The 25,435-nt window shown below is 44.1% G+C and carries 24 protein-coding genes; 19 read left to right on the top strand and 5 right to left on the bottom strand.

Annotated features, from left to right (window positions below; all coding sequences use genetic code 11):
* Positions 1–57 precede the first annotated feature (57 nt).
* From ACJVC5_RS17005 to ACJVC5_RS16995, 3 genes are read left to right on the top strand one after another with little or no spacing between them, the layout of a single operon-like run.
* Entirely contained in the window at positions 58–1,128 is a 1,071-nt protein-coding gene (locus tag ACJVC5_RS17005) for a type II secretion system protein (RefSeq protein ID WP_408096737.1), read from the top strand.
* Positions 1,129–1,130: 2 nt separating this feature from the next.
* Positions 1,131–1,928: a type II secretion system protein gene (locus ACJVC5_RS17000; RefSeq protein ID WP_408096736.1), complete on the top strand. Its 798-nt coding sequence runs from the start codon at positions 1,131–1,133 to the stop codon at positions 1,926–1,928.
* Complete coding sequence (locus ACJVC5_RS16995; RefSeq protein WP_408096735.1) at positions 1,929–2,714, top strand: hypothetical protein; 786 nt, start codon at positions 1,929–1,931, stop codon at positions 2,712–2,714.
* Positions 2,715–2,724: 10 nt separating this feature from the next.
* On the opposite strand, the gene tatA is transcribed toward ACJVC5_RS16995, so the two are convergent.
* Complete coding sequence (gene tatA, locus ACJVC5_RS16990) at positions 2,725–2,883, bottom strand: twin-arginine translocase TatA/TatE family subunit (protein WP_408096734.1); 159 nt, start codon at positions 2,881–2,883, stop codon at positions 2,725–2,727.
* A gap of 27 nt (positions 2,884–2,910) precedes the next feature.
* Positions 2,911–3,435, bottom strand: a complete 525-nt coding sequence (gene queF, locus ACJVC5_RS16985; RefSeq protein ID WP_408096733.1) for a preQ(1) synthase — start codon at positions 3,433–3,435, stop codon at positions 2,911–2,913.
* A gap of 87 nt (positions 3,436–3,522) precedes the next feature.
* Here queF and hemH point away from each other — a divergent pair, with 87 nt between their 5' ends.
* Positions 3,523–5,916 (top strand): ferrochelatase, encoded by a 2,394-nt coding sequence (hemH, locus tag ACJVC5_RS16980; RefSeq protein WP_408096732.1) that lies wholly within the window; start codon positions 3,523–3,525, stop codon positions 5,914–5,916.
* On the opposite strand, the gene ACJVC5_RS16975 is transcribed toward hemH, so the two are convergent.
* A complete protein-coding gene (locus ACJVC5_RS16975) occupies positions 5,913–6,866 on the bottom strand; it encodes a M14 family zinc carboxypeptidase (protein WP_408096731.1) in 954 nt (317 codons plus the stop codon). The two genes, hemH and ACJVC5_RS16975, sit on opposite strands and share 4 nt — an antisense overlap.
* A gap of 72 nt (positions 6,867–6,938) precedes the next feature.
* On the opposite strand from ACJVC5_RS16975, the gene ACJVC5_RS16970 reads away from it, so the two are divergent.
* Positions 6,939–7,685 carry an ATP-grasp domain-containing protein gene (locus ACJVC5_RS16970; protein WP_408096730.1) on the top strand — a complete coding sequence of 249 codons (747 nt, stop codon included), beginning with the start codon at positions 6,939–6,941 and terminating at the stop codon, positions 7,683–7,685.
* Here the strand turns inward: ACJVC5_RS16970 and ACJVC5_RS16965 are convergent.
* The gene (locus tag ACJVC5_RS16965) at positions 7,597–8,493 is read right to left on the bottom strand and encodes an HNH endonuclease (RefSeq protein WP_408096729.1); all 897 of its coding nucleotides are present in this window, start codon (positions 8,491–8,493) and stop codon (positions 7,597–7,599) included. The genes ACJVC5_RS16970 and ACJVC5_RS16965 overlap by 89 nt on opposite strands.
* A 200-nt stretch (positions 8,494–8,693) precedes the next feature.
* On the opposite strand from ACJVC5_RS16965, the gene ACJVC5_RS16960 reads away from it, so the two are divergent.
* The 11 genes from ACJVC5_RS16960 to ACJVC5_RS16910 all read left to right on the top strand — a co-directional run bounded on the left by ACJVC5_RS16960 (position 8,694) and on the right by ACJVC5_RS16910 (position 20,762).
* Positions 8,694–10,676, top strand: a complete 1,983-nt coding sequence (locus ACJVC5_RS16960) for a sigma-54-dependent Fis family transcriptional regulator (RefSeq protein WP_408096728.1) — start codon at positions 8,694–8,696, stop codon at positions 10,674–10,676.
* 92 nt (positions 10,677–10,768) lie between these two features.
* A complete protein-coding gene (cdaA, locus tag ACJVC5_RS16955) occupies positions 10,769–11,575 on the top strand; it encodes a diadenylate cyclase CdaA (RefSeq protein WP_408096727.1) in 807 nt (268 codons plus the stop codon).
* Positions 11,572–12,492, top strand: a complete 921-nt coding sequence (locus ACJVC5_RS16950) for a CdaR family protein (protein ID WP_408096726.1) — start codon at positions 11,572–11,574, stop codon at positions 12,490–12,492. The genes cdaA and ACJVC5_RS16950 overlap by 4 nt, the downstream gene beginning before the upstream one ends.
* A 45-nt stretch (positions 12,493–12,537) precedes the next feature.
* Complete coding sequence (gene glmM / locus ACJVC5_RS16945; protein ID WP_408096725.1) at positions 12,538–13,893, top strand: phosphoglucosamine mutase; 1,356 nt, start codon at positions 12,538–12,540, stop codon at positions 13,891–13,893.
* A gap of 1 nt (position 13,894) precedes the next feature.
* Positions 13,895–14,656: a pyridoxine 5'-phosphate synthase gene (locus ACJVC5_RS16940; protein WP_408096724.1), complete on the top strand. Its 762-nt coding sequence runs from the start codon at positions 13,895–13,897 to the stop codon at positions 14,654–14,656.
* Positions 14,657–14,658: 2 nt separating this feature from the next.
* Positions 14,659–16,251, top strand: coding sequence for an NAD(P)H-hydrate dehydratase (locus tag ACJVC5_RS16935; RefSeq protein WP_408096723.1), 1,593 nt, complete (start codon positions 14,659–14,661; stop codon positions 16,249–16,251).
* Between the two features lie 8 nt (positions 16,252–16,259).
* Positions 16,260–16,718 (top strand): tRNA (adenosine(37)-N6)-threonylcarbamoyltransferase complex ATPase subunit type 1 TsaE, encoded by a 459-nt coding sequence (tsaE, locus tag ACJVC5_RS16930; protein WP_408096722.1) that lies wholly within the window; start codon positions 16,260–16,262, stop codon positions 16,716–16,718.
* 297 nt (positions 16,719–17,015) lie between these two features.
* Complete coding sequence (locus ACJVC5_RS16925) at positions 17,016–17,546, top strand: Rrf2 family transcriptional regulator (RefSeq protein ID WP_408096721.1); 531 nt, start codon at positions 17,016–17,018, stop codon at positions 17,544–17,546.
* A 20-nt stretch (positions 17,547–17,566) separates the two neighbouring features.
* Positions 17,567–18,733, top strand: a complete 1,167-nt coding sequence (locus tag ACJVC5_RS16920) for a cysteine desulfurase family protein (protein ID WP_408096720.1) — start codon at positions 17,567–17,569, stop codon at positions 18,731–18,733.
* A 111-nt stretch (positions 18,734–18,844) separates the two neighbouring features.
* The gene (locus ACJVC5_RS16915) at positions 18,845–19,783 is read left to right on the top strand and encodes a hypothetical protein (RefSeq protein ID WP_408096719.1); all 939 of its coding nucleotides are present in this window, start codon (positions 18,845–18,847) and stop codon (positions 19,781–19,783) included.
* Positions 19,784–19,991: 208 nt separating this feature from the next.
* Complete coding sequence (locus ACJVC5_RS16910; RefSeq protein WP_408096718.1) at positions 19,992–20,762, top strand: toxin-antitoxin system YwqK family antitoxin; 771 nt, start codon at positions 19,992–19,994, stop codon at positions 20,760–20,762.
* Here ACJVC5_RS16910 and ACJVC5_RS16905 read toward each other — a convergent pair.
* On the bottom strand, positions 20,759–21,388 hold the full coding sequence (locus ACJVC5_RS16905) for a hypothetical protein (RefSeq protein WP_408096717.1): 630 nt from the start codon (positions 21,386–21,388) through the stop codon (positions 20,759–20,761). The genes ACJVC5_RS16910 and ACJVC5_RS16905 overlap by 4 nt on opposite strands.
* 148 nt (positions 21,389–21,536) lie before the next feature.
* Here ACJVC5_RS16905 and fusA point away from each other — a divergent pair, with 148 nt between their 5' ends.
* The 3 genes from fusA (at position 21,537) to ACJVC5_RS16890 (ending at position 25,424) form a co-directional block, all read left to right on the top strand.
* The gene (fusA, locus tag ACJVC5_RS16900; protein ID WP_408096716.1) at positions 21,537–23,708 is read left to right on the top strand and encodes an elongation factor G; all 2,172 of its coding nucleotides are present in this window, start codon (positions 21,537–21,539) and stop codon (positions 23,706–23,708) included.
* A 201-nt stretch (positions 23,709–23,909) separates the two neighbouring features.
* The gene (locus ACJVC5_RS16895) at positions 23,910–24,395 is read left to right on the top strand and encodes a hypothetical protein (protein WP_408096715.1); all 486 of its coding nucleotides are present in this window, start codon (positions 23,910–23,912) and stop codon (positions 24,393–24,395) included.
* Between the two features lie 138 nt (positions 24,396–24,533).
* Entirely contained in the window at positions 24,534–25,424 is an 891-nt protein-coding gene (locus ACJVC5_RS16890) for a LysR family transcriptional regulator (RefSeq protein WP_408096714.1), read from the top strand.
* The last annotated feature ends 11 nt before the right edge of the window (positions 25,425–25,435 follow it).

The following is a 25,435-nucleotide window of genomic DNA, read 5'->3' as shown; positions in this document are numbered from 1 at the left end:
ATTTTGTGATGAGGTGATTGAGTTTGAGCTGGCTGCAATCAAAAGTAAAATTTAGGAATGAATTTCTTAATAAAAGATCAGGGTTTTTCCCTCGTGGAAGTCCTGATTGGCGCTGCAGGCATAGGTGTTGTGGCCCTCGCTCTTATGAATTTGACCAATAATCACGCCAAAAATCAGGCGAATATTGAGGCCAAGTTTTCAACTCAAGAACTAAAACAAATCATTACTAATCTTTTTTACGATAAAGCTGCCTGTACAAATACGTTGGCCGGCTCAAGTATTGGATCGGAAATCAATCAGCTGAGAAATGCGGCGAATGAATCGGTCTATGTTAAGAATGGAGTCTATGGAGGAAATAATCTTACGATAAGTTCTCTCCGCACACTAGACAAGAACCAACCTTTATCTCCTAACACCAGATTAGTCGATCTCATTGTGACTTTCAGAAAAAATAAGGTGATCACTCATCAATCTAATCTAGCAGTAACGGTTCCTCTTAAAGTGACTGCTCCAAGTGCAAGCGGAGTCATTGTTGATTGTCTCTCTTATGATGATAAGTTTGTGCAAAAAGCCGGGGATGTGATGAGTGGGGCCTTGATTGCAACGCAATTAAACGCCACCAATAATGTTACGGCCAGTGGTACAGTTCAGGGCCAAAGGATTTGTACGAATGGTGTTTGCAAGGTCATAAACGACTTTGTTGTTTCCAATCAATTTTGTCCACCCAATCAGTATCTTGATGGTATTCAGGGAGCTCCTCGTTGTCGCTCATTCACTTTTTCTTGTCCTCCAGGGCAAGTGATTCGAGCGATCAATTCTAATGGCTCCGTCGCCTGCGCGGAGCTGATACCACCTTCTTGTCCGGCCCAGACCTTCTCACAGGATGGCATTACATGCACCATTCCCAGTGTTGCTCATGGGCAGACATCGTCTTGTTCTGGGAACCAGCCAGGTGAGTGTAAATGGGGCCACTATGGAGATAGAGGAGCTGGATGGGGTTGGAAATGTAAGGCCACAGGATCGGTCACATATGGGGGCGGAAGTGGTGGAATGTATCGTTGTCTAGAGTCTTGTAGAGGCGATATCGTTACCATTACGAAACTTTGCTTTAAAGGTGCCTGGCAATGAGCATGAAAAATAACAAACAAGGTTTTTCATTAGTTGAACTCATGTTGGTTGTAGGTGGCATGGGCGCGCTTCTGGTGCTTGCCATGAATCTCACCTCGCAGTTTCATCAAAATCAAGTCTCATCAGATGCAAGATTTGAGGCCCTGGAAATCAGAAGACTCGTTACTTCGATTCTCTTTGAAGAGGGCGCTTGTAAAAATACTTTTGAAGGAAAAAGAATTGGTGATTTGATAACCGAGATTAAGAACGCCACTCCTAACGGAGGAAAAACCGTTTTTAATGTTTCAAAAATGGGATCCTCGGCGGTGAAAGTTCAGAGTATGAGACTCATTAAGGCCGATCCAAATCCAGACGGTTCGCCGAATGTGGTTGTCACAATTGATTTTGAAAAATCAAAAGAGAAAGATCGAAATCACTACCGGCCGATTTTGATTCCTTTGAAAGTAAAACTCAACGCTTCGGATGTGGTGACTACGTGTCGGGTAAACACTGACAAGTTTGTTTTAAAAACCGGAGATGAAATGACGGGGGCCTTGACGGTTCCAAATCTTGTTTCGACAAGTGGAGTAATTGCCACTCTTAATCTTTATGCCGCTAATTTTTGTACTGGTTCCGTTTGCCGAACCATTGCCCAGTTGGCACTTAATAATCAACTTTGTCCCGCCAATGAAATTTCCCGTGGGTTCAATTCTGATGGTTCATTGAATTGTGAGCCCTTTAGTTTTTCCTGTGGCCCAGATCAGGGAATAAGGGCCATCACAGCAACGGGCGCAGTTGTATGCGCTGATTTGGTGCCATAGATGAATAATAAAGGTTTTTCTCTTGTTCAGTTTTTGATGTTTGCTGGCGCCTTAGGTGCTGGTGCCGTTGTGATCATGAATTTATCTCAGCAGCAAAATCAAAGTCGTTCGAGTTTTGAAACGAAGTTTGAGATTCTTGAACTGAAGCGGACCATCTCAAGTCTCTTGTTTGATAAAGGCGCTTGTGGTCTGACTTTTTCTGGAGCATCGGTGGGATCATCCATCTCTAGGATTAAGAACGTTTCCAACCAAAATATTTATGAGGTTGGAAAAGAGTATGGTCACGATACTTTGGAAATCACGGGCATGAGAACCCGGGATAAAAATCAGTCTCTAGGTGGCGGGGTAAGGCTGGTTGATCTTGAGGTGTCACTCAGAAAAACCAGAGACAAAACTTACATTCAAAATGCGATGATCCAAATTCCGCTGAAGGTTTACGCTTCTTCTCCGACCGCGCCTATTACCAATTGTCAGGCAGAGGAAGATCAGTTTGTTTTTAAAAATGGTGACATTATGACTGGTGACCTCACTACAACGAACCTCACTTCTCGTGGTCATGTGGTGGCCGCTAACAGAGTTCAGGGGTCTCTGATTTGTACTAATGGAGTTTGTCGCACGATGGATGCTCTAGCGCTGTCTAATCAATCATGTCCAGCGGGCCAGTATAGTCGAGGTATTAATGCAAATGGGACTCAGGCCTGTCAGGACTTTGCCTTCAGTTGTCCGGTCGGATATTTTATCCAGACCATTCATGCAGATGGAAATGTGACTTGTGTGAACGAATAAGGGGAAAAGATTACGACTTCTTGTCAGTGTCGTCTTCTTTCATGCCTTTCTTGAAATTCTTAATTGATTCACCAAGTGATGAACCCAACTGAGGTAGCTTTTTTCCACCGAAAAATAGCACCACGATTAAGAGGATAACTATTAATTCGCCCATTCCTAAACCCATCATAAATACTTCCTTGATCCTAATATTTTATTAATAAAGTCGGGCCAGGTCCATTCCGTACTTACCTGGAGAATAATTTGCCATACGAGCATCTTTCAGAGCTTCGTACTTTTTTGATCCGTTACTCATAGAGGCGTAAGGGAAAATGGCAATTCCGCCTCGTGGAGTGAAGTCCCCTTGAACCTCGATGTACTTCGGCTTCATGAGCTTAAAGAGGTCCTTACAGATCTTCTGCACACAGTCCTCATGGAAGTCACCATGGTTTCTGAAGCTGAAGAGGTAGATCTTAAGAGACTTAGATTCCACCATATCTTTATCGGCAATATAGTTAATAAAAATTTTCGCGAAGTCCGGCTGGCCCGTCATAGGACATAGAGAGGTAAACTCGGTACAAACAAAAGTCGTCCAAGCGTCGTTATCTGGGTGCTTATTTGGGAACTTCTCAAGAACTTCCGGGGCATAGGTTTCAGGGTAATTGGTCTTAGTGTTCCCTAAAAGGCTCACCGAACCCATTTCTTTTGATTTACGACCTTCTGATTTCGCATTTTTGGCCATTGTCTAACCCCTGTTAATACTTTTGATTCTAGTCATTTAGCATGATTTATGACAAAAAGGGAGGACTCTTTCAACACAAAGAAGCATATGGCAGAAAAAATCAAAGTGATCCTTGGTCAATTGGGTTCTCCTAAGAGTACGAAAGTCTCGGATGTCCGCGAATTTCTACGCGAATTTCTGGCCGATCCCAGAGTAGTGGACGCACACCCTCTTGTTTGGAAGATCATCTTAAATCTTTTTATTCTCCCTTTTAGACCTCGTCGTTCGGCCGAAGCTTATGCCCGCATTCATACGGCGGAGGGGTTTCCGCTCATTACGAATACCAAAAAAGTGGCGGATTCTTTACGTCCGAAATTGGATGAGAATCTTGAAATCAATCACGCTTTTTTACTCGCAAGTCCTCGTGCTTCGGATGTTTTAGATGAATGGGAAAAAGAAGATATACATACGCGCGCTCAAAAGGTTTTAGTGCTGCCACAATTTCCGCAGTATGCGGAGAGTACCATCGCTTCCGTGGTGGACGCTCTTGGTGGAGATTTTAAAAAGCGTGTGAACCTTCCAACTTTTACCATTGTGAATTCTTATCATCGTTCGAAGGCCTTCATTGATCACTCGGTGAGAAAGATCCGTGAATCTCTGGTGGCAAATCCTGATATGCAGGAACTCGTGATTTCATTTCACGGGATTCCACTACGTCGAGTGCTGGATAAGAAAGATCTTTATCTTCTTCATTGTTTAGAAACTTATGAACTGATTAAAAATCAACTTCAATCTCCGGTTCCTATTTCAATGACCTTCCAATCCCGCTTTGGGTCGGAAGTTTGGCTTGGGCCTTACACAGACGCCACGGTGGTGAAGAAAGTTGAAAAGGGTTCGAAGAAGATTGGTGTGTATTGCCCAAGCTTCGTGGTGGATTGTTTAGAGACCACAGATGAGATCGGAACTGAACTCGCTCATGAAGTGAAAGAGGCCGGTGGTACTCTGGTTCACATCCCGTGCTTAAACGCTGATCCAGAATGGATCAACGACTACGCTCATTTTATTAACGTGTATGCAAATGGCTCTACAAAAGAGCGTGACGAATTATTTTATCAAATTGATGTGAAAGAAAGGTATAAAGCAGTGATTACTGAACAAGCAAAAGAAGCTCCTTCAAAACTCCCTGATAGCTCGAAGAAAATTTTAAAACTCATGTTCTTGACCATGTTTATGGATCTGGTGGGATTCTCGATTATCTTCCCGATGTTTCCGGCCATGGCGAAGTATTACATTGAAGTGGACAAGGACAACTTCTTCCTTTCTGGAATGTTGAACCTTATCTCAAATATCCAGACGATTTCATTAACCGCTGATGGCACTCCTCAGATGAGTACGATTGTTCTCTTCGGTGGATTGTTGGGTGCCTTGTATTCATTGTTACAATTTGTGGCCGCACCAATGTGGGGCTCAATCTCAGATCGAATTGGCCGTCGTCCCGTACTTTTAATTTCAGTTTTTGGATTGTTCCTAAGTTATGTCCTTTGGATTTTCTCTGGTTCATTCACGCTGTTAATTATCGCCCGTATTGTGGGCGGACTCATGTCAGGTAACCTGTCGATTGCCTCCGCGGTGGTAAGTGATGTGACAGATGAGAAGAACCGTTCAAAAGGTATGGCGGCAATTGGTATTGCCTTCGCGCTGGGCTTTGTTTTTGGTCCGGCCCTGGGTGGTATCCTGTCTTTATATAATCCGATTGCTCACTTCCCTCATTGGGAAGCTTATGGCGTGAACCCATTCTCTGCGGCAGCAGCACTGGCCGCGACTTTGAGCTTTATTAACTTTTTTACTATTCTCAAATCTTTCCCAGAAACTTTGAAGGAAGGTTCTAAGAGACACCTTGAGCGAAGTATTAATCCGATTAAGCTTATGAGGCCACTTCCGTTTCCAGGGGTGAATCTTACGAACTTTGTTTACTTCCTTTTCATCACGGCCTTCTCTGGAATGGAGTTCACTCTCACGTTCCTAGCAGTTGAGCGTCTGGGTTATACCTCGATGGATAACGCTTATATGTTCATCTTCATCGGTTTTGTGATTGGTATGGTTCAAGGTGGATATGTTCGTCGTAAGGCCCACCAAGTTGGTGAGAGAAAGATGAGCTTCAATGGTCTAGTTGCTATTGTTCCTGGTCTTATTCTTCTTGCTTACGCACAGGCCGCTTGGATGCTTTATGCGGGATTATTTTTCCTGGCGGTTGGTTCGGCCATGATTATTCCATGTCTCACAAGTCTGGTGTCGTTCTATACTCCGCAAAACATGCAGGGACAAAGTTTGGGAATTTTCCGTTCACTCGGTTCACTTGGTCGAGTGTTGGGCCCAATCTATGCATCACTTGTGTATTGGAAATTTGGATCGGTGAGTGCTTATCTCATTGGTGCTGTCATGATAATTGTGCCGGCCGTGGTGGTGAAGAGACTTCCAGAGCCACCAAAGGCAAACGCTTAATCAATTGGTGGCTTCATCTTGTGCTCAATAGCGTAGATCACGGCATCTCCAAAGAGCTGCCAAAAGCGATCTGTTTCAGTGGGAACTGTGTTCGGAAGTTCCAAAGTGTAGGTCGGAATGCGATTTTCCTTCCCGGCCCAGTTTCCTAAGCTTCCGGGAAAAATCGGATAATTTGAAATCTTATAGCCTTGAGACTTTTGGGACATCTGTTCCAAAAGTTGCTTGGCCGATTGGCCTTCACTGCCTTTAAGAGATGGGCCGTCGTAATCGAGGATCGTCAAAGGGGCGTGAACAGTAATGATCTTGTTCGGCCTGTAGCGCTTCACCAGATTCATTTGGAAAATAGTTTCTTGCTCAGAAGCGGCCTTGGGTCCTGGGTACTTTCGTTTGTCTCTTTTGTAATGATCTTTCCAACGTTTTAAAGCTTCTTTCTTCCAATCAGCAGTCGGGAAGTTTCGGTTAACGTCTACACCGGCCGCATTGGTGCGAGTTGGTTTTGCTTTAAAGAATGAATCAGGAGAAACCAGTGGTGCTACTACTACCATTTTATCATTGAAAGAGTGGTTGGATTTTAGTTCGCGCATCAGGTCCCAGCAAAATTTCACCGGAGTGATCTCGTCCCCGTGAACGCCACAAAGAACCAGTGTGGTATTGGCCGCCGCGGGCGAGTCTTCTATACCAAATGTCGTCCAAATCAGGGGAGTTCCCGCGTTTGATTTACGAACGTTGATCCACTCAAAATACTGACAGTGGGTCTCGCCCCATTTGTACTCAGCAAACTTCTTATCTAGTTCTTTACAGACTTTTTGAACCTCATCATTCATCGGAAAAGTAATCGGAGCAACTGGCCTTTCCGGTTCAATTTTTGTTTCAGGTTTAAGCCCTTCGGCCGTTGTTTGGGCATAGGCAAAGGACAGGGTCATGAGGTAAATAAAGAGAGATTTAAACATGGGATCATTTTAGTGAAAAATAAGCTCTGTGTAATTGCAAAAAATAAGGAAACCTATTTTGTTAAGAGACTGATGGAAGAAGTCGGCCAAGTGGCGCTTTTCGATCCATGGAGTGATTACCTTTTACCTGAGGCCGATTTCTATTTGGTTCGCACTACCGGCATTTATCGAAACGATCTTGATTTGATGTTTATCAAAACTCTTCTAACTAATAAGGTCGCTAACCCTCATGATGTTTTAAAACGCTTTCGTTCTAAGCCCACGCAGTTTGACTGGTTCGAAGAAAAAGATGTTCCTTCTCTTCCTTGGATGTCGATCAAGGGCGGAGACCTGATCAATATCGAACGCTTCTTCAGGCTCTACCCAAAAGTGGTGGTTAAGCCCCATGTGGGCCAGGGCGGCTGGGGCATTGAGGCCCTCTCTTGGGACGAGTTCAAAACCTGGTGGAAGAAAAAGAAGGGTGTGGATGAGGATTACCTTATCCAGCCTCTAGTTCGTGATGCCCGTGAACTTCGCTATTTCTTCATCAAAGGCCAAAAACCTATCGTCTTCGAACGTACCGCTAAGTCCGGCATTGTGGCGAACTTCCAGCGCGAGGGGGCGGCCACTGTGGTGGATTTCCCGGCCGAACATCAGTCCGTCATCGATACCTTAATCAATGCCTCTGGCGCCCATTATGGGGCCATTGACCTTTTCATCCATGAAGATGGAAGACTTTCTATCCTCGAACTTAATACGGTTCCAGGTATTCAACAGCTAGAAAAGGTTTCAAATCAGAATGTGATAAAGCTCCTTCTGGAGAGTTTAGGCCGGCCCTAATTCTCGCCCTTTGGTTACATTGCGAGCACAAGAGTCTTAGATTTTCTATCGTACTTGGTCCTCCCATTGAATAGGGAATAATGTGATCATAATTTAGGTTATGAGTTGTTCCACAATTGGTGCATTTTTTATCTCGTGCGTATACTTCCCGTTTTACAGATGCTGGAATGGCACGTCCCACTTTCGCTGGAGAAAGTGAAGTTCGGGGTTTTGTTTGTTTGAACTTCGTCTTTTCCACAGACTTGATGGCTTCCTTCGCCATAAACTGAACCAACTGATCCATCTCCATATCTTTACCCAGAAGATTTTTTAGCTGATCAACCACCGCCATGGTTTCGTCTGATAAAACAAAGGCGACTTGGATTTTGTCTTTTGAGATACGCTTCTGCTTATCTTTTGGTTTCTCTTCTTTACCGGTGATTTCGAATAATTTCTGTTCGCATTCTTTCTTAGTAAGATTTTCAACTTCTTTAAAGACTTCACGTTTTTGAACAGGATCATCAATAAATTGATTCACTAATGAAATATTTGTGAGATTTAATTTTCCATCTTCGATTTTTTGCTCGATTTCTGGCATTTCCGCGAGGGCGCGGGCGGCGACGATTCGTCTTTGAGCTGAAGCTCCATCATAACCTAATTCATGAACGCAATAAGCGAATAAAGAAGAATATTTTAGATCGCAATAGAGCTTTCTTCGCTCTATTTCTATTAAGTGATGAAGCAACCTCGTGGTTGCACTCCTCTCAACACCCACCAACTTTTTTGTATCACTCAGTAAAATTTTATTTGCAACGTGGTTCAGTTTCATGTAGAACCTTTTACGGAAAAGATACGGATTAGTCAAGTATTAAAAAAATCACTTTCTCTGGAGAAAGTAAAAGGAGGAGAATTTCGGTCAGTAAATAAGCTAAGTTCCTGTAGTGCCAAGTTTTTGTGTCAGGAACCCTAAAGTTAGGCCCCTTTTAACCGATAAGCCCAAAAGCTAGCTTTATTTGAAAGGGAGCTTCCATGCTGACCAGTTTTTCAGAATTTAAATACTACCAGTCTTTTCGAGTGCCAGTTGAGTCTCGAGATGATGTGCAGTTTCTGGTGGAATATGAAAATGATCAGGGGCGCTTTGAGTTTGTAGAGAAGATCAAACTCATGGACGTTAGTATGACGGGACTTGGTTTTACCACGTCATTCCCTTTGCCTGTAGGTGCGACTCTTCGTTGTTCACTTCAATTTAAACGACTTCGTTTTGATTTTGGTGCTTCAGTGGTGCGTGCTTTCAGGAACGTAAATTCCTCTGATTCTGAGGCCATGAATTATGGTGCCGAACTCGACACTGAAGACTATGGCAATATGAAGCGTTTCATTGAGCAATATATTCAAAGTCTTCCGCCAGAGCGTTTGAAAGACAGCTTGATTCAGCTTGCTCTGACTCAGCACTATGCTTCTGAGAAAGAGGGCTTCGAAATGTTCTCGCTTCTGCTTTCTCTTTTTAAAGATATTACTCAGTTTGGTAATAAAGAGAAGTTTGTGGAGAGTATGCTGGAAGAAATCGTGCGCATCCTGAATGGCCAGCGCGCTTCGATTTTTCTGATCAACACAGAAACGAATGAACTAGAGGCGGTGGCGGCCCTTGGAATTGATAAAGAGCTTTTGAAATTTGATTACCGAAAGGGGATCGCGGGTTCAGTTTTCACAACCGGTGTGTCACTGAACATTGATACGCAAACAGACAAGGTTCGCTTCTCGGAAGAAATGGACAAGGTAACGGGCTTTGATACTCGTTCTATTATCTGTTCTCCGATTACAAACCGCGAAGACAAAATTATTGGTGTCATCGAAGTTCTGAATAAGCGTAACGAAGATCGTTTTACAGTGGAAGATGAAAAAACAATGAAGGTTCTTGCCCTTATTCTTTCTTCTGTGTTCCACCATTATAGCCCAGTGTCTGAAAAGTCGCTTATCCGTCGCTTCTCAACTCCTTATGATCGTGAGTGGGCGTGGATTGGCCGTTCTCAACAGACCTCTGAAATCAGAAAGGCAATCGTTCGTCTAAAAGACATTGATTCTCCTCTGATGATTTCAGGTGAAACGGGTGTTGGTAAAAAACTTTTTGCTCGTATCGTGCACAATGAAGGGAAGCGCGGTCTTGCTCCTTACGTGGTGATCTCATGTAAAGGTGTGGACGAAGCAACTCTTCAAAAAGAAATTTTTGGTACTCCGGAATCAAAAAGTAAGCTTGAAGAGTGCGTGGGTGGGTCCATCGTTTTCGATGAGATCTCATTTATGCCGGTTCATATGCAGATGCAACTTATGCAGGTCCTAAAAGATCGTCGCATCCCAGGATCTCATATTTCCCTGGATGTGCGACCGATGTTCACGACCAGCAAAAATTTAAAACAGCTGATTGAAGAAGAGGGGGCCTTTAACCCTGAACTTTATCACTATATGTGCTCTTCCGAGGTGAATATTGATCCACTTCGTAAGCGTCCTCAGGACATTGAGGATCTTTTGAGTTTCTGCCTTCGTAAAGAATGTAGAAAGCAGGGACTTCTCCTGAAAGACTTCTCAGATGTAGTGAAAGACCAGCTGGTGAATTACGCCTGGCCAGGTAACGTTTCAGAGCTGGAAAAGGCAGTAGAGAAAGCAGTTCTTTATAATCCAAAGGCCCATGTGATCACGGACCTTGGAAGCAAATCTTCGCCAATTATTGACGTGTCGAAGACCGCGAACTGTCTATTGGAAAATATTCCGCATGCGGACGATCCTGCCATTCCACTTAAGGACCGTGTGGCCCTGGTTGAACGTGAGATGATTCTCGCCGAAATCAAGCGCCATAAAGGAAATAAATCGAAGGCGGCCACGGCCATGGGTATTTCCCGTGAGGCCCTTCGTAAGAAAATGCTGATGTCAGATGAAATTATTGAGGGTCTCAATAATCCAGGCAAGGCACCAGCTCCAAAACCGACTCTGGTTGAAGACGAAAAAGAAGCAGCTTAATTCCATTTTGAGATCGGAGGAATTTTATTTTCCTCCGGTCTTAAATTCCTCTCCATTCTTCCGATAAGCCCAATAAATAACACGAGGTACTTTTGCAGCAGCTGGGCATTCTCCTTGCCAATTTTAGGGTCATCGACCTGCTAGATATAGCAGCTGTAGCCATTATCATGTACCGTTTCCTCATCATCGTTCAAGGGACACGTGCGTATCAAATGCTTTTTGGTATCGTCGCTCTTGCCATGCTTTGGTGGGTGAGTCAGTTCTACGAATTGTATTCTCTCTCGTGGATCCTGCAAAACTTCTTCGACTACTTGTTCATCATTCTGATTGTTCTTTTCCAGGATCAAATCAGAAGTGCGCTGGTTTCAATTTCAAGTACAAAAATTATTGGCCGCAATGGTCGCTCGAAATTCGATCAACAAATTGAAGAAGTGGTGGCCGCCTGTTCGGCCCTTTCCCGTGAAAGAACGGGTGCCTTAATTGTCTTTGAAAAAAATCACGGTCTTCTAAACTACTCATCATCTGGTACGCGTTTAGATTCAAGAATTCACTCTGATATCATTTATTCAATTTTCCAGACCAACTCACCACTTCACGATGGTGCCATCATCATCTACAACGGTGTGATTCAAGCGGCGGGGTGTTTCCTGCCCCTTTCAAAGAACGTGGAGATTGATCGCCACTTTGGTACTCGTCACCGCGCGGCCCTGGGTATCACTGAGATTTCAGATGCGGTGGTCGTCACGGTTTCAGAAGAAACAGGAAGAATCAATATTTGTTATAACGGCGTTTTCCATTACATGGAGAACGAAGATCTACTAAGAAAATACCTGCGCAAATTCTTATTAGAAATTGATCGAGTTGGACCGGTTGAGACCGTGGGGAGAATTACTCCATGAAGATGCGCAACCGAATGAAGAAACATTCATTGAAGTTCATCTCGATCTTCCTTTCACTTTTCTTGTGGGTCTACGTTCTGAACTCAGAGAAGGTGAAGTTCGAAAAGACCGTGACCCTGGAATATATTCTTCCAGTGGACATGATGTTTGCGGCCAAACCTCAGCATGAAGTGACCTTCATGATTGAGGGCCCACGTGCTTTCGTGCGTACCGTGGCCGAACGTGAAGATCGTCTGGTGATTGATCTAAACCGCGCCAACGCCCGCAGGCAGTTAAATTTCACAGTGGACATCAATCCGGCCCAGTTGAACCTTCCATTCGGAATGGTGGTTGAACGGGTTCTTCCACGCCGCTTGCCGATTAAACTTGAAAAGAAGGCGAGTAAGATCGTGCCGCTTAAACTTCAGTTTGCGGGCCACTTACCGGAAAAACTTTCTCTCTCTAATACGGTGCTAGAACCATCAGAAGTGGAGGTCTATGGGCCTCGCTCACTCATTTCAAAGCTCAAAGAAATTCCAATAAAACCCGTTGAGTTAGAATCTCTGACTGGTCTTAATCAAGTGCCAGTTGAAGTCGCACTCCCTGATGAACGCCTGACCCTGACTTCTGGTTACGACATCAAATTTTCTTATCAGCTCAAGGCAGCAAGTGCTAATTTCACTCTGAAGGACCTGCCCATTAAGTTCCTTTCGCACTCGCGTAAAATCAATTCAAGTGTCAAAACTGCGTCGGTGAAACTTCTGGTCCCAGACAAGATTATTAAAAACCGATCAAATGTCTCATCCACTGTACAAGTGTGGGCCGACATCCCGGACGATGCCCGCGGACGTATTGAAGTCCCTCTGAAAGTGGTCCTTCCACCGAGCATTCATTTGCTCGAAATCTCTCCCAAGACCATTATTGTGAATATACAATAAAATGGTATAGTTAAATCAGTTATTTCATTCTTAAAGTGAGTCATTATGTCAGGTCGTAAATTATTCGGTACAGATGGTATTCGTGGGAAGGCCAATGTTTATCCCATGACTGGTGAAGTGGCGTTTGTTCTAGGCCGCGCAGTTACCAGTTACTTTCAAAAAAATTTCACCAAGAAGCCGTTGATCATCATCGGTAAAGATACAAGACTTTCGTGTTACATGCTTGAGCAGGCCTTTTCTGCGGGTGTGTGTTCACAAGGTGGTAAGGCGATTCTAACGGGTCCACTTCCTACTCCTGGTGTGGCGTTTGTGACTCAAAGTATGCGTGCCGACGCTGGGGTCATGATTTCAGCTTCTCATAACTCATTCGAAGACAACGGAATTAAAATCTTTGATCGCACAGGCCACAAGCTACCGGACGAAATTGAACTAGAGCTGGAGAAAATGGTGCTTGATCCGTCGAGCATTCCAGTTAAGGTCGGAGACCAACTTGGTAATGCGAAACGCTTAGATGAAGTCATCGGGCGCTATATTGTAAATACAAAAGCTGCTTTATCTCCTCAGTACACTCTCGAAGGTCTTCGCATTGTGGTGGATGCGGCCAATGGTGCTGGTTATAAACTTGCCCCAATGGTGTTTGAAGAACTTGGTGCTGAAGTGATCGCCATTGGAAATACTCCGAACGGAACGAACATTAATTTAAACGTTGGTGCTCTTCATCCTGAGGCCTGTGCTGATGCCGTGAAAAAATACCGCGCTGATCTTGGTGTTTGTCTTGATGGAGATGGTGACCGACTGACTATCGTAGACGGTAACGGAACGGTTGTTCATGGAGACAAACTCATTGGTCTTTGTGGAAAATTCTTAAAAGATAACAATGAAATCGGTCCTGCCAATGAAGTGGTGGGAACTGTGATGAGCAACTTCGGGGTTGAATACTTCCTTCAACAGCAAGGTCTGACTTTCACTCGTACTCAAGTGGGTGACCGCTATATCGTTGAGCGTATGAGACAATCAGGTGCTTTATTCGGTGGCGAGCCTTCAGGCCACCTGGTCTTCAAAAAATATTCAACCACCGGTGACGGAATTCTCGCCGCCTTAAAAGTGATCGAGAGCATTCGTTTTTATGATATGGATCTGGCCGATCTCACAAAAATTGAAATGTTCCCACAAGTCATGCAGAACGTTCACGTTTCAAAACGTGTTCCGTTTGAAGAAGTGGCAGAAATTAAAAAGGCGATGGATCACGCTGAAGCAAAGCTTGGTAAAGAGGGACGCATCCTTCTTCGCTACTCAGGAACTGAGGCCCTGGCCCGTGTGATGGTAGAAGGAAAAGATAATAAACTTGTGAACACTCTCTGTACTGAACTCGCTGAAACAGTGAAGAAGGCCCTGGGTTAAAATGAAATACGCTCGTCTAGGTGTTAATATCGATCACGTGGCGACTCTTCGCCAGCAGCGTGGTGAATACTATCCTGAGGTCATGCGTGCCGCTGAAGTCTCTTTGGCAACGGGTGCTCATCAGATTACGATTCACCTTCGTGAGGACCGCCGTCATATTCAGGACCACGATGTTCCGACAGTGCATGACATGTGCCGCAAGATGGGAAGGCCCCTTAATTTAGAAATGGGCGCCTCGGATGAGATGGTGAAGATTGCCATCAAGCAGAAACCTGAATGGGTGTGTCTTGTTCCAGAAAAGCGCGAAGAGCGCACGACGGAAGGTGGCCTTGATGTGATTGATCAAAAAAACTATGAGCGCGTGAAGAAGGCCTGTGAAGATATCAAGGCCCAATCTCCTAATACAAAAATTTCTCTTTTCGTTGAGGCCGATGAAGTGACACTTAAGCGTTGTCTTTCAATCAAGGCCGATGCGGTGGAGATTCATACTGGTGACTACGCCAAAGATTTTCTGAATAAGAAAGACGTGACGGGCCATCTCGTTCGTTACCGCGAAGGCGCTACCCTGATGAAGCGCGCTGGTTGGGGCTATCACGCGGGCCACGGGCTGACTTTTGATTCATTAGAACCACTTCTCGAAGAGAAGCAGTTCGAAGAATACAATATCGGTCACTGGATCATTGCGGAGGCCGTGTTCTTAGGCATGGGCCACGTGATTAAAGAAATGCTTACATTAATTAATAAATACCCTTTAGAAGGTTAATTATGAGAATTGTTACCCAAGCAGAAATGAAGGAACTGGAAAAAATCGCGCAGACGAAGTACCACTTTCCAGAAAAACTCATCATTGAAAACGTTTCGCTCTTGGGGGCGAAGGCGATTGTCGAAAAACTCGGTGATGAAATTCACTACGGAGAACTGATCTTTCTGATTGGTAAGGGATTCAATGGCGGAACGGGTCTCGCGATCGCTCGTCACCTTTCAAGCATGGGTCTTGAGCCCCGCGCTTTCCTCTTGTTTGAAGAAAAAGATTGCTCGCAAGAAGTTAAAGAACAACTAAAAATTGCCAAGTCCTATGGGGTTCGTACCGCTCACATCGACGACATCGGTGCCCTCGAAGCTTATTTCCAACAAAACAGTTCTCCCAAAATTATTGTGGACGCCATCTTCGGAACTGGTGTCCGTCTTCCGCTTTCAAACTTCCTGTATGACGTGATTCATTTCATCAATCAGGAGAAGGCCTATACCATCGCTCTTGATATCCCAACTGGGGTCGAGGGTGACTCAGGACAGGTTCAAGGTAACGCCATTATGGCCGATTTAACACTTGCTGTGGGTCTGCCTAAGCTTGGTTATTACCAGGCCGATGGTGCTCGTCACGTGGGTGAAGTACAAGTGATCCCTTCTGGACTTCCGAGTCAGATCATCGAACAGAATGGGGACAAATTCCTGATTGATAAAGACCTAAAAAATGATCTTCCTCCAGCGCGAAATAAGTTCGGTGATAAGAAGCTATTCGGTCACACGCTAGTGATTGGTGGTTCTCACGGTCTAACCGGTGCTCTGGTGATGAGTTCAACTGCGGCCCTGAAAGTAGGTGCAGGTCTTGTGACCGCCTCAACTTGGGAACCTCAGTACCAGGAATTCATCTCTCGCCTCATTCCTGAAGTCATGACGGGCTATGTACCGAATGATCAGGCAAAGTGGGGAAAACTCCTTAAAGACCTTAATAAGTATGATTCGATTGTGATTGGTCCGGGTCTTGCTCGTTCCCTTCGCGCTCGTGCTTTAGTGCTTGAGATTTTAAATAACTTCTCTGGCCCAGTGGTTCTCGATGCAGACGCGATTAACGTTCTTAATATTAAGGACGATGCCGAAGTTTTCAGAATGCGAAATGCTCCAACTCTTTTAACTCCGCACTTCGGAGAGTTTGCTCGTTTCACAGGTATTCCTCTGGAAGAAGTTCAAAAAGAGCCGTACTTCCATTTGAAAGAAACGATTGAGCGTATTAACTGTTCTATTATCCTGAAGGGACCTTGTACTTATCTGGCGTTCCCGAATGGTAAGACCTATTTTAACTTTTCACCAAATGATGGCATGGCCACAGGTGGAGTAGGTGACGTACTCGCAGGTATTCTTGGTGGTCTCATCGGCCAGGAAGCAAACTTGAAACGCCGCGATTCACTGTATAATATTTATGAGAACCTGAACCGCACGATCCTTTTAGGCGTGTTGATTCATACTTGGTCTGGACAATTTGCGGCCGAAAAACTCGGTGTTCGTCCTATGACTGCCACTAGCTTGATTGATGCTCTCCCTGAGGCCTTCAAAGCTCTGGATGAACTACTGAAGGATTAAATTGACCCATGAATAAGAAGCTCATCCGCGAATGGAAAAAAGTTTATAAGTCAGACCTGTCTTATATTGTGTATGAATTAAAGGACCTCGCTAAAACCCCGGCCATGATTATTCTGGAAGGGGACTTGGGCGCCGGCAAAACAACTTTCACTCAGTCTTTTATTGGTGAGGCGGAAGTGATGAGCCCGACTTATTCAATCCTCTCTGAATGTAAAAATTTTCTTCACGCCGATCTCTATCGGATTGAAAAAAACGAGGAAATCCTTCAACTGGAGATACCTGTTTATCTCGAAGATAAGCAGTACTTCTTTGTTGAGTGGGGAATGAAATTTGCCCGACGTTTGGTCAGAGAATTACCAGAGAGCTTCACCCCATACTTATTAGAAATTACCGTTCAACCAGGTCCATCGGAGTCTCCGGAAGGACCTTCTCGAAACTTCTTTTTGTACTCACTTCACGATGACTGATTAACTCTGTCGGAAGATTCTGCCCGGAGACAAATTAACACCACCGCTCCCTTCGGGGCGAGTTAATTTGGCGATATCATGGTCGTTTTTTGCAGAACCAAATGCCCCTACGGAAAATACAGAATTGTTTCAGATTTAAAAGTTGACGTGGGAAAAAAGAAAAGGTCATACTATTTAGGAGATATTTAGTCTGGATTGTTATGAGCGGCATCCAGATCGAAGTCTCTCGGGTGACAAGGATGGTTTGGGAACCCGATAAAAAATTTACCAACTTTTTTGGATTTATGGAGGAAGACAATGAGACTTACATCTAAAGGACGTTACGCAGTTCGAGCTATGCTTGACCTTACTTTCCACTCAAATGGAAACCCAGTAAGACTTCAAGAAATCTCTACAAGACAATCAATCTCTCTACACTATCTTGAGCAGCTTTTCAGAAAGCTTCGCACAGGTAAAGTAGTAAAATCTGTTCGTGGTCCAGGCGGCGGTTACGTACTATCTCGTCCTATGGACGAAATTTCAGTGAAGGACGTTCTAGACTGCGTTGGTGAGAACATCAACCCAGCTCGTGACATTCTTGGCGTACCATCTTCTGGTATTGAAATTCTTAAAGACGAAGCAGGTAACGAAATCAACGCTGTTGTTGATACAAAAGAGTTCAACCTGACTAAGTCATATTTCGAAAACCTAGGTACAATCATGCAAGATTACCTAGCTACTACAACTCTTGGTGACCTTTCTCGTAAGGGTGCCGGAGCGTTCGGAGAAACAGCTGCAAATACAAACGCATCTGCAATTCGCTCAAATGTTGGAGAAATGAACCAGTAATAATGGTTTTTTCCTAACGAGTGAATCTCGAACGTCTATACCTCGATTATAATGCTACGTCGCCACTTTCTCATTCAGTCTTAAGCTGGATGAAAAGTGGCGATGTGCTTTTCGCAAATCCGGCCAGCCAACACACTTCCGGTAAAGCATCTCGCAAACTCATTAATGAAGGACGAGCAGAGATCTATCAGATCTTTGGAAAATCAGAAAAAGACACGAAGCTTTTTTTTCATTCTGGTGCTACCGAAGCATTTTTAACTTTTACTTATTCATTTTCAGAATTGGCCCGTCTTAAGGGTAGTGAACTTTTAGTGTGCTATTCACGCATTGATCATCCGGCCGTGGCAAATTTGAGTGAGCGTTATTGGGGTCCGCACGTGAAGTTTTTGGAACTCGTGCACAATGATGATCTGACCTACAATCACGAGAAAAATTTAGAAATTATTAAAGACAAAAAAGACAATAATCCAGAACTCGTCATTCTGTATCATCATCTTTGGGTCCATAACGAAACAGGTTTTGTTTCTCCTCTGGAAGAGCTTGTTCCTTTTAAAAGTGTTCCTGATCTCTACATTCACGTGGATTGTGTTCAGGCCCCGGGAAAAATTCCCGAGTGGCAGAACCTTTCAGTAGGGGATGTGTGGAGTTTTTCGGCCCACAAGTTCGGGGCCTTTAAAGGCATCGGCTTCTCTTTCTTTAAGAAGGAACTTCCTTTCAGTGCTCTTGTTTTAGGTGGGGGACAGCAACAAGGACTTCGCTCAGGGACAGAAAATCCTCAAGGGGTGAGAAGCATTGTTTTGGCCTTAAATGACCTTAAAAAATTTGATGTCGTTCAGAATGCAAAGAGACGGGACGAGCTTGAAAACTTCATAGAAAGCGAATTAAGCGGCATTGGCGGGGTCTTAAAAGGTCCACGTCGAAACGCGAACACCATTTACTTTTATTTGAATCGACTCACCTCTGATATTGCACTGGCCCTATTTGATCTTAATGGGCTCATGATTAGCGCCGGCTCTGCCTGCAGCTCAGGTGCGGCCAAAGACAGCCTGGTGCTACTTCAGTTAGGCAAAAAAGATGTTGCCAAGAACGGCCTTCGTCTTTCATTTGGTTTTCATCTCTCTGATGAAGAACTCGCAAAAATTAAGACCCTTTTTCACAAAACAATTGATCGAGTTAAACAAAACTAAGTCGGTCTTTTAGGGCCTTTCACTCCAACGTTCTCAAGTTCAACTTCATTTACGGGCGCCTGAGGTCACATGAATGATCTCCAGAGTAAGTAACTCGTAACTGGAGGCCTTATGAAAAAGATTCTCACTAAGAAAATAGCACCTCTACTTCTTGTATCAGTCATGGGAACGGCGCTGGTTGGTTGTGGAAGTGATGATGATGATTCAAGCAGCACTCCACAGCAACAACAAGATCAACAAGTACAAGGAACATATCAGGGAACTCTGGCCCCTATTAATACTGGTATTGCACCGGACGTTGGCGGCACGGCCGATATTATTGTGAATGGTGATGATGTTGGGATTAATATGGCCGTATCAGGCGCTCCTGAGGGCCAGCATATTCAGTACATCGCAACTGGAACGGCCTGTCCGACCGCCGCTGCTGATACCAATGGTGATGGAATTGTGGATGCGGCCGAAGCTCAAGCGGTTGCGGGCCAGATGCTTGTTCCATTAGATGGTGATCTTGATTCTCAGAATGAGGGTGCTAATCAATATCCTTCAGGTGGAAACTACAATTATAGTGAAGATTCATCTTTAGCGGAAATGATGAATGATCTGACTGCTACTGATTCGAATCCTGATGATTCCATTGTTAAACTTCCGGCCGGTGACACTTTACAGTTTGAAGGCCAAGTGATCATGGTTCACGGTGTTCCTTCGGACACCATTCTTCCAGCAACTGTTGGCTCAATTGATGGCCTTCCAGCGGCCCAAACTCTACCGATTGCTTGTTCGGTAATCACTCGTACTGGTAGCGGCACAACTGGCGGCACAACTGGTGGCACAACTGGTGGCACAACTGGCGGCACAACTGGCGGAACTACTGGCGGAACAACTGGTGGCACAACTGGTGGCACAACTGGTGGAACAACTGGAGGAACAACTGGCGGAACAACTGGCGGAACAACTGGCGGAACTACTGGTGGAACAACTGGTGGAACAACTGGTGGAACAACTGGTGGAACAACTGGTGGAACAACCTACGGCGCGACCAGTGGTATCTAATAGAGGATTTCTTTTCATGTCTTAGGGAAGGGGCCTTTTGGGCCCCTTTTCTATTCAGGTGAGAATTTTTTGTTTCAATTTGCCTTCAGAACCCACTTTTTAAAGAAATTCTTAATCATGGCCTTTATGAAACTTAGAGATTTCAAAAGGTTACAAGTGCTTAAAATTTTTTGTTTCACATAAAAATCCGGCCCTATAATTCTCTTCCATGGGAATGCTAGATCGTATTAAACGCCGTCAACTGGATGGATTTAAAGAATTCGTCATCAATATGGAAACTACTGGAGCACAAACGCGCGCCCAGATTTTCACTGCAGGAGTTTTAGAAGATCCGATCTTCATGAGTTATGTCATGAAGAACATCCGGACTTTTAAAGATTTCTTGGAGCTTACGAGTGATGATATAGATTCAGTTCTAACGGCGCAGGAACAAACACTTACTATTTTTGCTAAATGTCTTTGGGGTTCAGAGGAATCCAAGATCATGGAGATGGAATCCATCATTCCTCGTCTTATGTCTCGTCTGAAAGATGAACTCTCTTACATTAAAGAACTCACTCCTCAGGAGATCGATGCGGCCAAGTATTATATCTTAAAGGCCACTCGTAAACTTCAGATGGAAGAGCGAATCAATGGCTTCAACTGGAAGTTTCCTCCGCAGGACGTGTTTTATCCGAAACAATGGAAAGACGGCCCAGGAAAAATCATGTTTGAGAATGGTGTGCTGGCGGCCGAAGGTGTTTATTCTAAGAATAAGCGCATCGGTTCTTGGCGCCACAATTACGATACAGGATCAATTCTCGCTGAAGGAGATTACCTCGACGGATTTAAGGCCGGTGTGTGGGTGTTTTACTACAGCAATGGCCAGATCAAGGCACAAGGAAAGTACAAAGACGATTTGAAAAATGGCCTTTGGAAAGAGTTTGATCGCAATGGAAATTTAACCGAGATTCAATACAAAGAAGGCGTGAAGGTCTAATCTTCGAACTGCACGTCTTCTGAAATCATCACTCCATCAACCATTCTTTCTGATTTCTCTTCGATAAAATCAAATTGAATTGTATCAAGACCTTCGAATGCTTCATCGAAGGCGATGGTGATGGTACGAGGACAAATGTCCATCAGTGTACTGAGATAATAATTTTTCCCAAACAATTGAATCGCCTGATCATCTTCAGTCACGTGACGGAAATCAGATTCATCAATCAATGGATTGTGAGAGGTATTTTTAACAATGATCGCACCTTGGATTTTTTCTTTCGGAAGATCCTTAGTGACTCCCCAAGTTGCCAGTGGAAAATAATCCAAGTGGAAAGTTGAGTTACCGTACGCAAGACGACGAGGCACAAGTAGGCGATTCATGAACTTACGAGTGGTCTCATCTTTCGCTTTGCGTGCTAATTTCTCGGCGAGCATAGAATCTTCGATTCGTATGATATAATGGCCCGGGTGTTTGGTTGAGCGGAACAAAATATACTGAAAAGCTACGCTAAAAAGAGTGAAAAGCTTTTGCTGATTCAAGTGGATATGTTGAGACGGCGTCTCTACAAGGGATTTGACAGCTTCGTATAGGGTTGATTTATCTAAGTCTTTCTTACCAGTCATACCAAATATTTCGTCGAAAAAAGAGATTTTGGCAATAAGCAAAAAGCGATTCAAGTGGGCGAAAACAATTGACGATAAGCTGGGCCTTCATTATGATGCAGGCTAAAATTTTTTTATATAGGACCCTCTAACTTTATTTGGAGTACAGATGAGTATCGACAAGAACCTGTCTAAAACTAGAAACATTGGGATTTCTGCCCACATTGACTCTGGTAAGACAACACTATCAGAACGCATCCTTTTCTACTGTTCTAAGATCCACAAGATCGAAGACGTTAAAGGCGGCGGCGCCGGCGCAACCATGGACCACATGGAGCTTGAGCGTGAAAAAGGTATTACAATTACATCAGCAGCTACAACTGTTGAATGGATGGGTATTGATAAGAAAGGTATCAAGTACGCTGAAGGTGATGAGAAAAACATCAAGATCAACTTGATTGATACTCCGGGACACGTGGACTTTACGGTAGAAGTAGAGCGTTCACTTCGCGTTCTTGACGGCGCGATCCTAGTTCTTTGTTCAGTAGCAGGTGTACAGTCTCAGTCAATCACTGTAGACCGTCAGATGAAGCGTTACCGCGTTCCTCGTATGGCCTTCCTTAACAAGATGGACCGTATGGGCGCTAACCCTTGGAACGGTGTAAAAGCTCTTAAAGAGAAGCTTGGTCACAACGCTGTTCTTATGCAAGTTCCTATTGGTGCTGAAGAAAACTTCAAAGGTTGCGTAGACCTAATCACTATGAAGGCCTACTACTTTGACGGCGATAACGGTGAAATCGTTCGCGAGGAAGCAATTCCTGGTGAACTAGTAGATCAAGCGACAAAAGCTCGTGAAGAAATGCTAGATGTTGTTTCAGCTTTTGATGACAACATGATGGAAGCCATCCTTGATGGTAAAGATGTATCTGAAGAGCAAATCCACGCTGCAGTTAAGAAAGGTGTTCAGTCACTAGCTTTCACTCCAGTATTCATGGGTTCAGCTTTCAAAAACAAAGGTGTTCAACTTCTTCTAAACGCTGTTGCTCGTTACTTACCATCTCCGGTAACTGCTGAGCACTCTAAAGCTATCGACTCTAAGACTGGTGAGAAGGTTGACCTTCTTCCTGAGTTCGACAAAGGTCTAGTATGTATGGCGTTCAAGATCACTGACGAACAATTCGGTCAGCTGACTTATACTCGTATTTACCAAGGTACTCTTAACAAGGGTGACACTCTAATCAATACTCGTACGAAGAAACGCGTACGTGTAGGTCGTATCGTTCGTATGAACTCTAACGATCGTGAAAACATCGATTCAGCATCAGCTGGTGACATCATCGCGATGATCGGTGTTGACTGTGCTTCGGGTGATACTTTCGTAAATGAAGATGGAAACCTAGAGCACCTATCTTGTGAAGGTATGCACGTACCTATTCCAGTTATCGAGCTTTCAATCAAAGCTAAAGATAAGGAAATGCAAGCTCGTATGTCTAAAGGTCTTGCCCGCTTCATTAAAGAAGACCCTACGTTCCACCTTTTCACAGATGAAGAATCTGGTGAAACACGTATCGCAGGTATGGGTGAGCTTCACCTAGAGATCTACGTTGAGCGTCTTAAGCGTGAGTACAAAGCTGAAGTAGAAATCGGTGCTCCACAGGTTAACTACCGTGAAACAATCCGTGGTTCTGCTAAGCTTGAATACACACACAAGAAGCAAACGGGTGGTTCGGGTCAGTTCGCAAAAGTTGCTGGTATGATTAAACCTCTTACTGACGACCGCAAAGAGCGTGAAGACCAAGTTTACCGTTTCAACAACGAAATTAAGGGTGGTGTAATTCCTAACGAATTCATCCCTTCTTGTGACCGTGGTTTCGGTGACGTTATGAACAAGGGTCCTCTTGCTGCGTTCCCAGTAATCGGCGTAGATGCTTACCTACAAGACGGTCAGTACCACGACGTGGATTCATCTGATATGGCATTCCGTATCGCTGCTCGTATGGCGATGAGAGATGCTATTAAGAACGCTAACCCAGTTATCCTTGAGCCTATCATGAAGGTTGAAGTAGAAACTCCGCAAGACTACCAAGGTTTCGTAATCGGTGACTTATCTTCTCGCCGTGGTGTAATTCTTGGATCTGAAACAACTGATACTGGTGACGCTGTTATTAACGCTCACGTTCCACTTTCAGAAATGTTCGGATACGCGACAGTTCTACGTTCAGGTACAGCTGGTAAAGCTGGTTACTCGATGGAATTCGCTAAATATGAGCAGTGTCCATCAAACGTTCAAGAAAAAGTTATCGCTTCTCGTAAAGACAAGCTTAACGAGCGTGCTGAATAAGCTATTTTCCATTCGAAAGAATAATAAGGGCCAGCTAATGCTGGCCCTTTTTTTTATCCACTTTCGCTGGAGAAAGTGAGAGTGCCAACCTGATCCTCCTAAACCGCACCTTGCGCTGTGTAATCCATCCGAAATCACGATTGATCCAATCGGTCAGAAATTTGCATATATGCCCTCATCGAGACATTTCGGAGGGACACTATGAAACTATTTATACTCATGTTTACACTTCTAGCGCTTATTTCCTGCGGGAAGAAGAACTCGTCAGGGAAATCTACTAAGTCGGTAGCGGGCATATCATCCTATACCGCTCTTGAAGAAGAAGAGTTTCGCCGTGACTTTGTGAGAACGGGGCAGGAGCTTTTGCGTGTCTATGACAATGAATTAAAAAACATGTTCGGATTTCGGGTCGTGGGCTTCATTCGGAATCGTCTTACAATTGAAAATGTTCAAGTGACGGAACAGATTCTGATGAATGAGCGCAATCAAATGGTTCGAAGCCATCAACAAAACAGTCAGATCTTTCTTTATATCGGTCAGCAAGAGTGGCAGTTGGATTGGATGCGGGCGAGACGGGGTGCCAGAGGGAATTATGAGCGCTTAGTAATGCATGAGATGCTGGTTCTAGGCGGCATTGCGGATGTGAGTTTTCGTTATACGGATCAAATTATGAGAGGCCGGAGATAACTCCGGCCCTTCTTTCTAACCACGTCATCCTCGCAACCCATTCGTTTTATTAATTATTTTTAACCCTGAAATACTTTCCTATTTACAATATGTTGCAAAACATATTAGTTACACTAATATTATATATAAGGTATAAATATGATTGAAACATCCATGCTGCAGGTGCTGATTGCCCTGTCTCAAAATGAGAATATTTCCAAGGCCGCTGAGGAACTGAATGTTACTCAGAGTGCGGTGTCTCAGGCCCTGAAAAACCTTGAAAGTAAGGTCGGCTTCTCGGTTGTGACTCGTCAGGGGAAATCAGTAAATCTCACTGAGAGTGGGATGAGACTAGCGAAGGTAGCAAAACAATACTTCAAACGTATTGAAGAAACAATTGAACAAATTCACTTAGAAAATCACGAGATCAAAGGAAGACTCCACGTGGGCTCTCTTTATGGTCTTGGTAAAACTTGGCTTTCGAGTCGTATGCTGGGATTTCTTTCTCAGTATCCGGAACTGGAAGTCCGTCTTTCGATGGATTTCCCAGAGACAATTATTAAAAAATTCGAGCAGCATGAGATTGATTGTTTGATCATGCCGGAGCATCTGGTTCCAGCGTTTGCTGAGAAGCTGGATCTTCATACTGAGCACACGACACTTGTGTTCTCAGAAAAATTCAACATTACTAATAAAACAGAACTTAAAGACATTCTGAATATCCCGATCATTTTTTATGAAAACAATGATCCAAATTTCTATCGCTGGTGTCGTGAAAAGTTCGGAGTGGTTCCTAGAAATGTGAAGCCTCGACTGGTGGTGAATTCATTCGGACAAATGCTTCAGGCCGTGAATGGCGGTTTGGGTGTGGCAGTGGTTCCCACTCACGTTCTTCAGCGCTCGAACATGAAATCGAATCTTAAAACAGTGGGTAAAGAGTTCGAGATTTTCAGTAACAAGGTTTCATTCGCGTTCCATGCTGACGAAGCGCAAAGCTATAAGATTAAAGAGCTTTACAAGTATCTTCACGAAGCAGCAAAAGACTTATAATTGACTCGCGG

Origin of the sequence: Peredibacter sp. HCB2-198 (assembly GCF_045999315.1) — a bacterium.
GTDB lineage: Bacteria > Bdellovibrionota > Bacteriovoracia > Bacteriovoracales > Bacteriovoracaceae > Peredibacter.
This window is presented reverse-complemented; position numbering and strand designations above follow the sequence as displayed.

Excerpts from the sequence above, each read along its gene's own strand:
- ACJVC5_RS16970 (WP_408096730.1), top strand. The coding sequence starts at position 6,939 with ATGGAAGAAGTCGGCCAAGTGGCGCTTTTCGATCCATGGAGTGATTAC.
- ACJVC5_RS16960 (WP_408096728.1), top strand. The coding sequence starts at position 8,694 with ATGCTGACCAGTTTTTCAGAATTTAAATACTACCAGTCTTTTCGAGTG.
- ACJVC5_RS16890 (WP_408096714.1), top strand. The coding sequence starts at position 24,534 with ATGATTGAAACATCCATGCTGCAGGTGCTGATTGCCCTGTCTCAAAAT.
- ACJVC5_RS16935 (WP_408096723.1), top strand. The coding sequence starts at position 14,659 with ATGAGAATTGTTACCCAAGCAGAAATGAAGGAACTGGAAAAAATCGCG.
- ACJVC5_RS16905 (WP_408096717.1), bottom strand. The coding sequence starts at position 21,388 with ATGACTGGTAAGAAAGACTTAGATAAATCAACCCTATACGAAGCTGTC.
- ACJVC5_RS17000 (WP_408096736.1), top strand. The coding sequence starts at position 1,131 with ATGAAAAATAACAAACAAGGTTTTTCATTAGTTGAACTCATGTTGGTT.
- queF (WP_408096733.1), bottom strand. The coding sequence starts at position 3,435 with ATGGCCAAAAATGCGAAATCAGAAGGTCGTAAATCAAAAGAAATGGGT.
- ACJVC5_RS17005 (WP_408096737.1), top strand. The coding sequence starts at position 58 with ATGAATTTCTTAATAAAAGATCAGGGTTTTTCCCTCGTGGAAGTCCTG.
- tatA (WP_408096734.1), bottom strand. The coding sequence starts at position 2,883 with ATGATGGGTTTAGGAATGGGCGAATTAATAGTTATCCTCTTAATCGTG.
- fusA (WP_408096716.1), top strand. The coding sequence starts at position 21,537 with ATGAGTATCGACAAGAACCTGTCTAAAACTAGAAACATTGGGATTTCT.
- ACJVC5_RS16925 (WP_408096721.1), top strand. The coding sequence starts at position 17,016 with ATGAGACTTACATCTAAAGGACGTTACGCAGTTCGAGCTATGCTTGAC.
- ACJVC5_RS16950 (WP_408096726.1), top strand. The coding sequence starts at position 11,572 with ATGAAGATGCGCAACCGAATGAAGAAACATTCATTGAAGTTCATCTCG.
- tsaE (WP_408096722.1), top strand. The coding sequence starts at position 16,260 with ATGAATAAGAAGCTCATCCGCGAATGGAAAAAAGTTTATAAGTCAGAC.
- glmM (WP_408096725.1), top strand. The coding sequence starts at position 12,538 with ATGTCAGGTCGTAAATTATTCGGTACAGATGGTATTCGTGGGAAGGCC.
- ACJVC5_RS16910 (WP_408096718.1), top strand. The coding sequence starts at position 19,992 with ATGGGAATGCTAGATCGTATTAAACGCCGTCAACTGGATGGATTTAAA.
- ACJVC5_RS16915 (WP_408096719.1), top strand. The coding sequence starts at position 18,845 with ATGAAAAAGATTCTCACTAAGAAAATAGCACCTCTACTTCTTGTATCA.
- ACJVC5_RS16895 (WP_408096715.1), top strand. The coding sequence starts at position 23,910 with ATGAAACTATTTATACTCATGTTTACACTTCTAGCGCTTATTTCCTGC.
- ACJVC5_RS16975 (WP_408096731.1), bottom strand. The coding sequence starts at position 6,866 with ATGTTTAAATCTCTCTTTATTTACCTCATGACCCTGTCCTTTGCCTAT.
- ACJVC5_RS16940 (WP_408096724.1), top strand. The coding sequence starts at position 13,895 with ATGAAATACGCTCGTCTAGGTGTTAATATCGATCACGTGGCGACTCTT.
- ACJVC5_RS16995 (WP_408096735.1), top strand. The coding sequence starts at position 1,929 with ATGAATAATAAAGGTTTTTCTCTTGTTCAGTTTTTGATGTTTGCTGGC.
- hemH (WP_408096732.1), top strand. The coding sequence starts at position 3,523 with ATGGCAGAAAAAATCAAAGTGATCCTTGGTCAATTGGGTTCTCCTAAG.
- ACJVC5_RS16965 (WP_408096729.1), bottom strand. The coding sequence starts at position 8,493 with ATGAAACTGAACCACGTTGCAAATAAAATTTTACTGAGTGATACAAAA.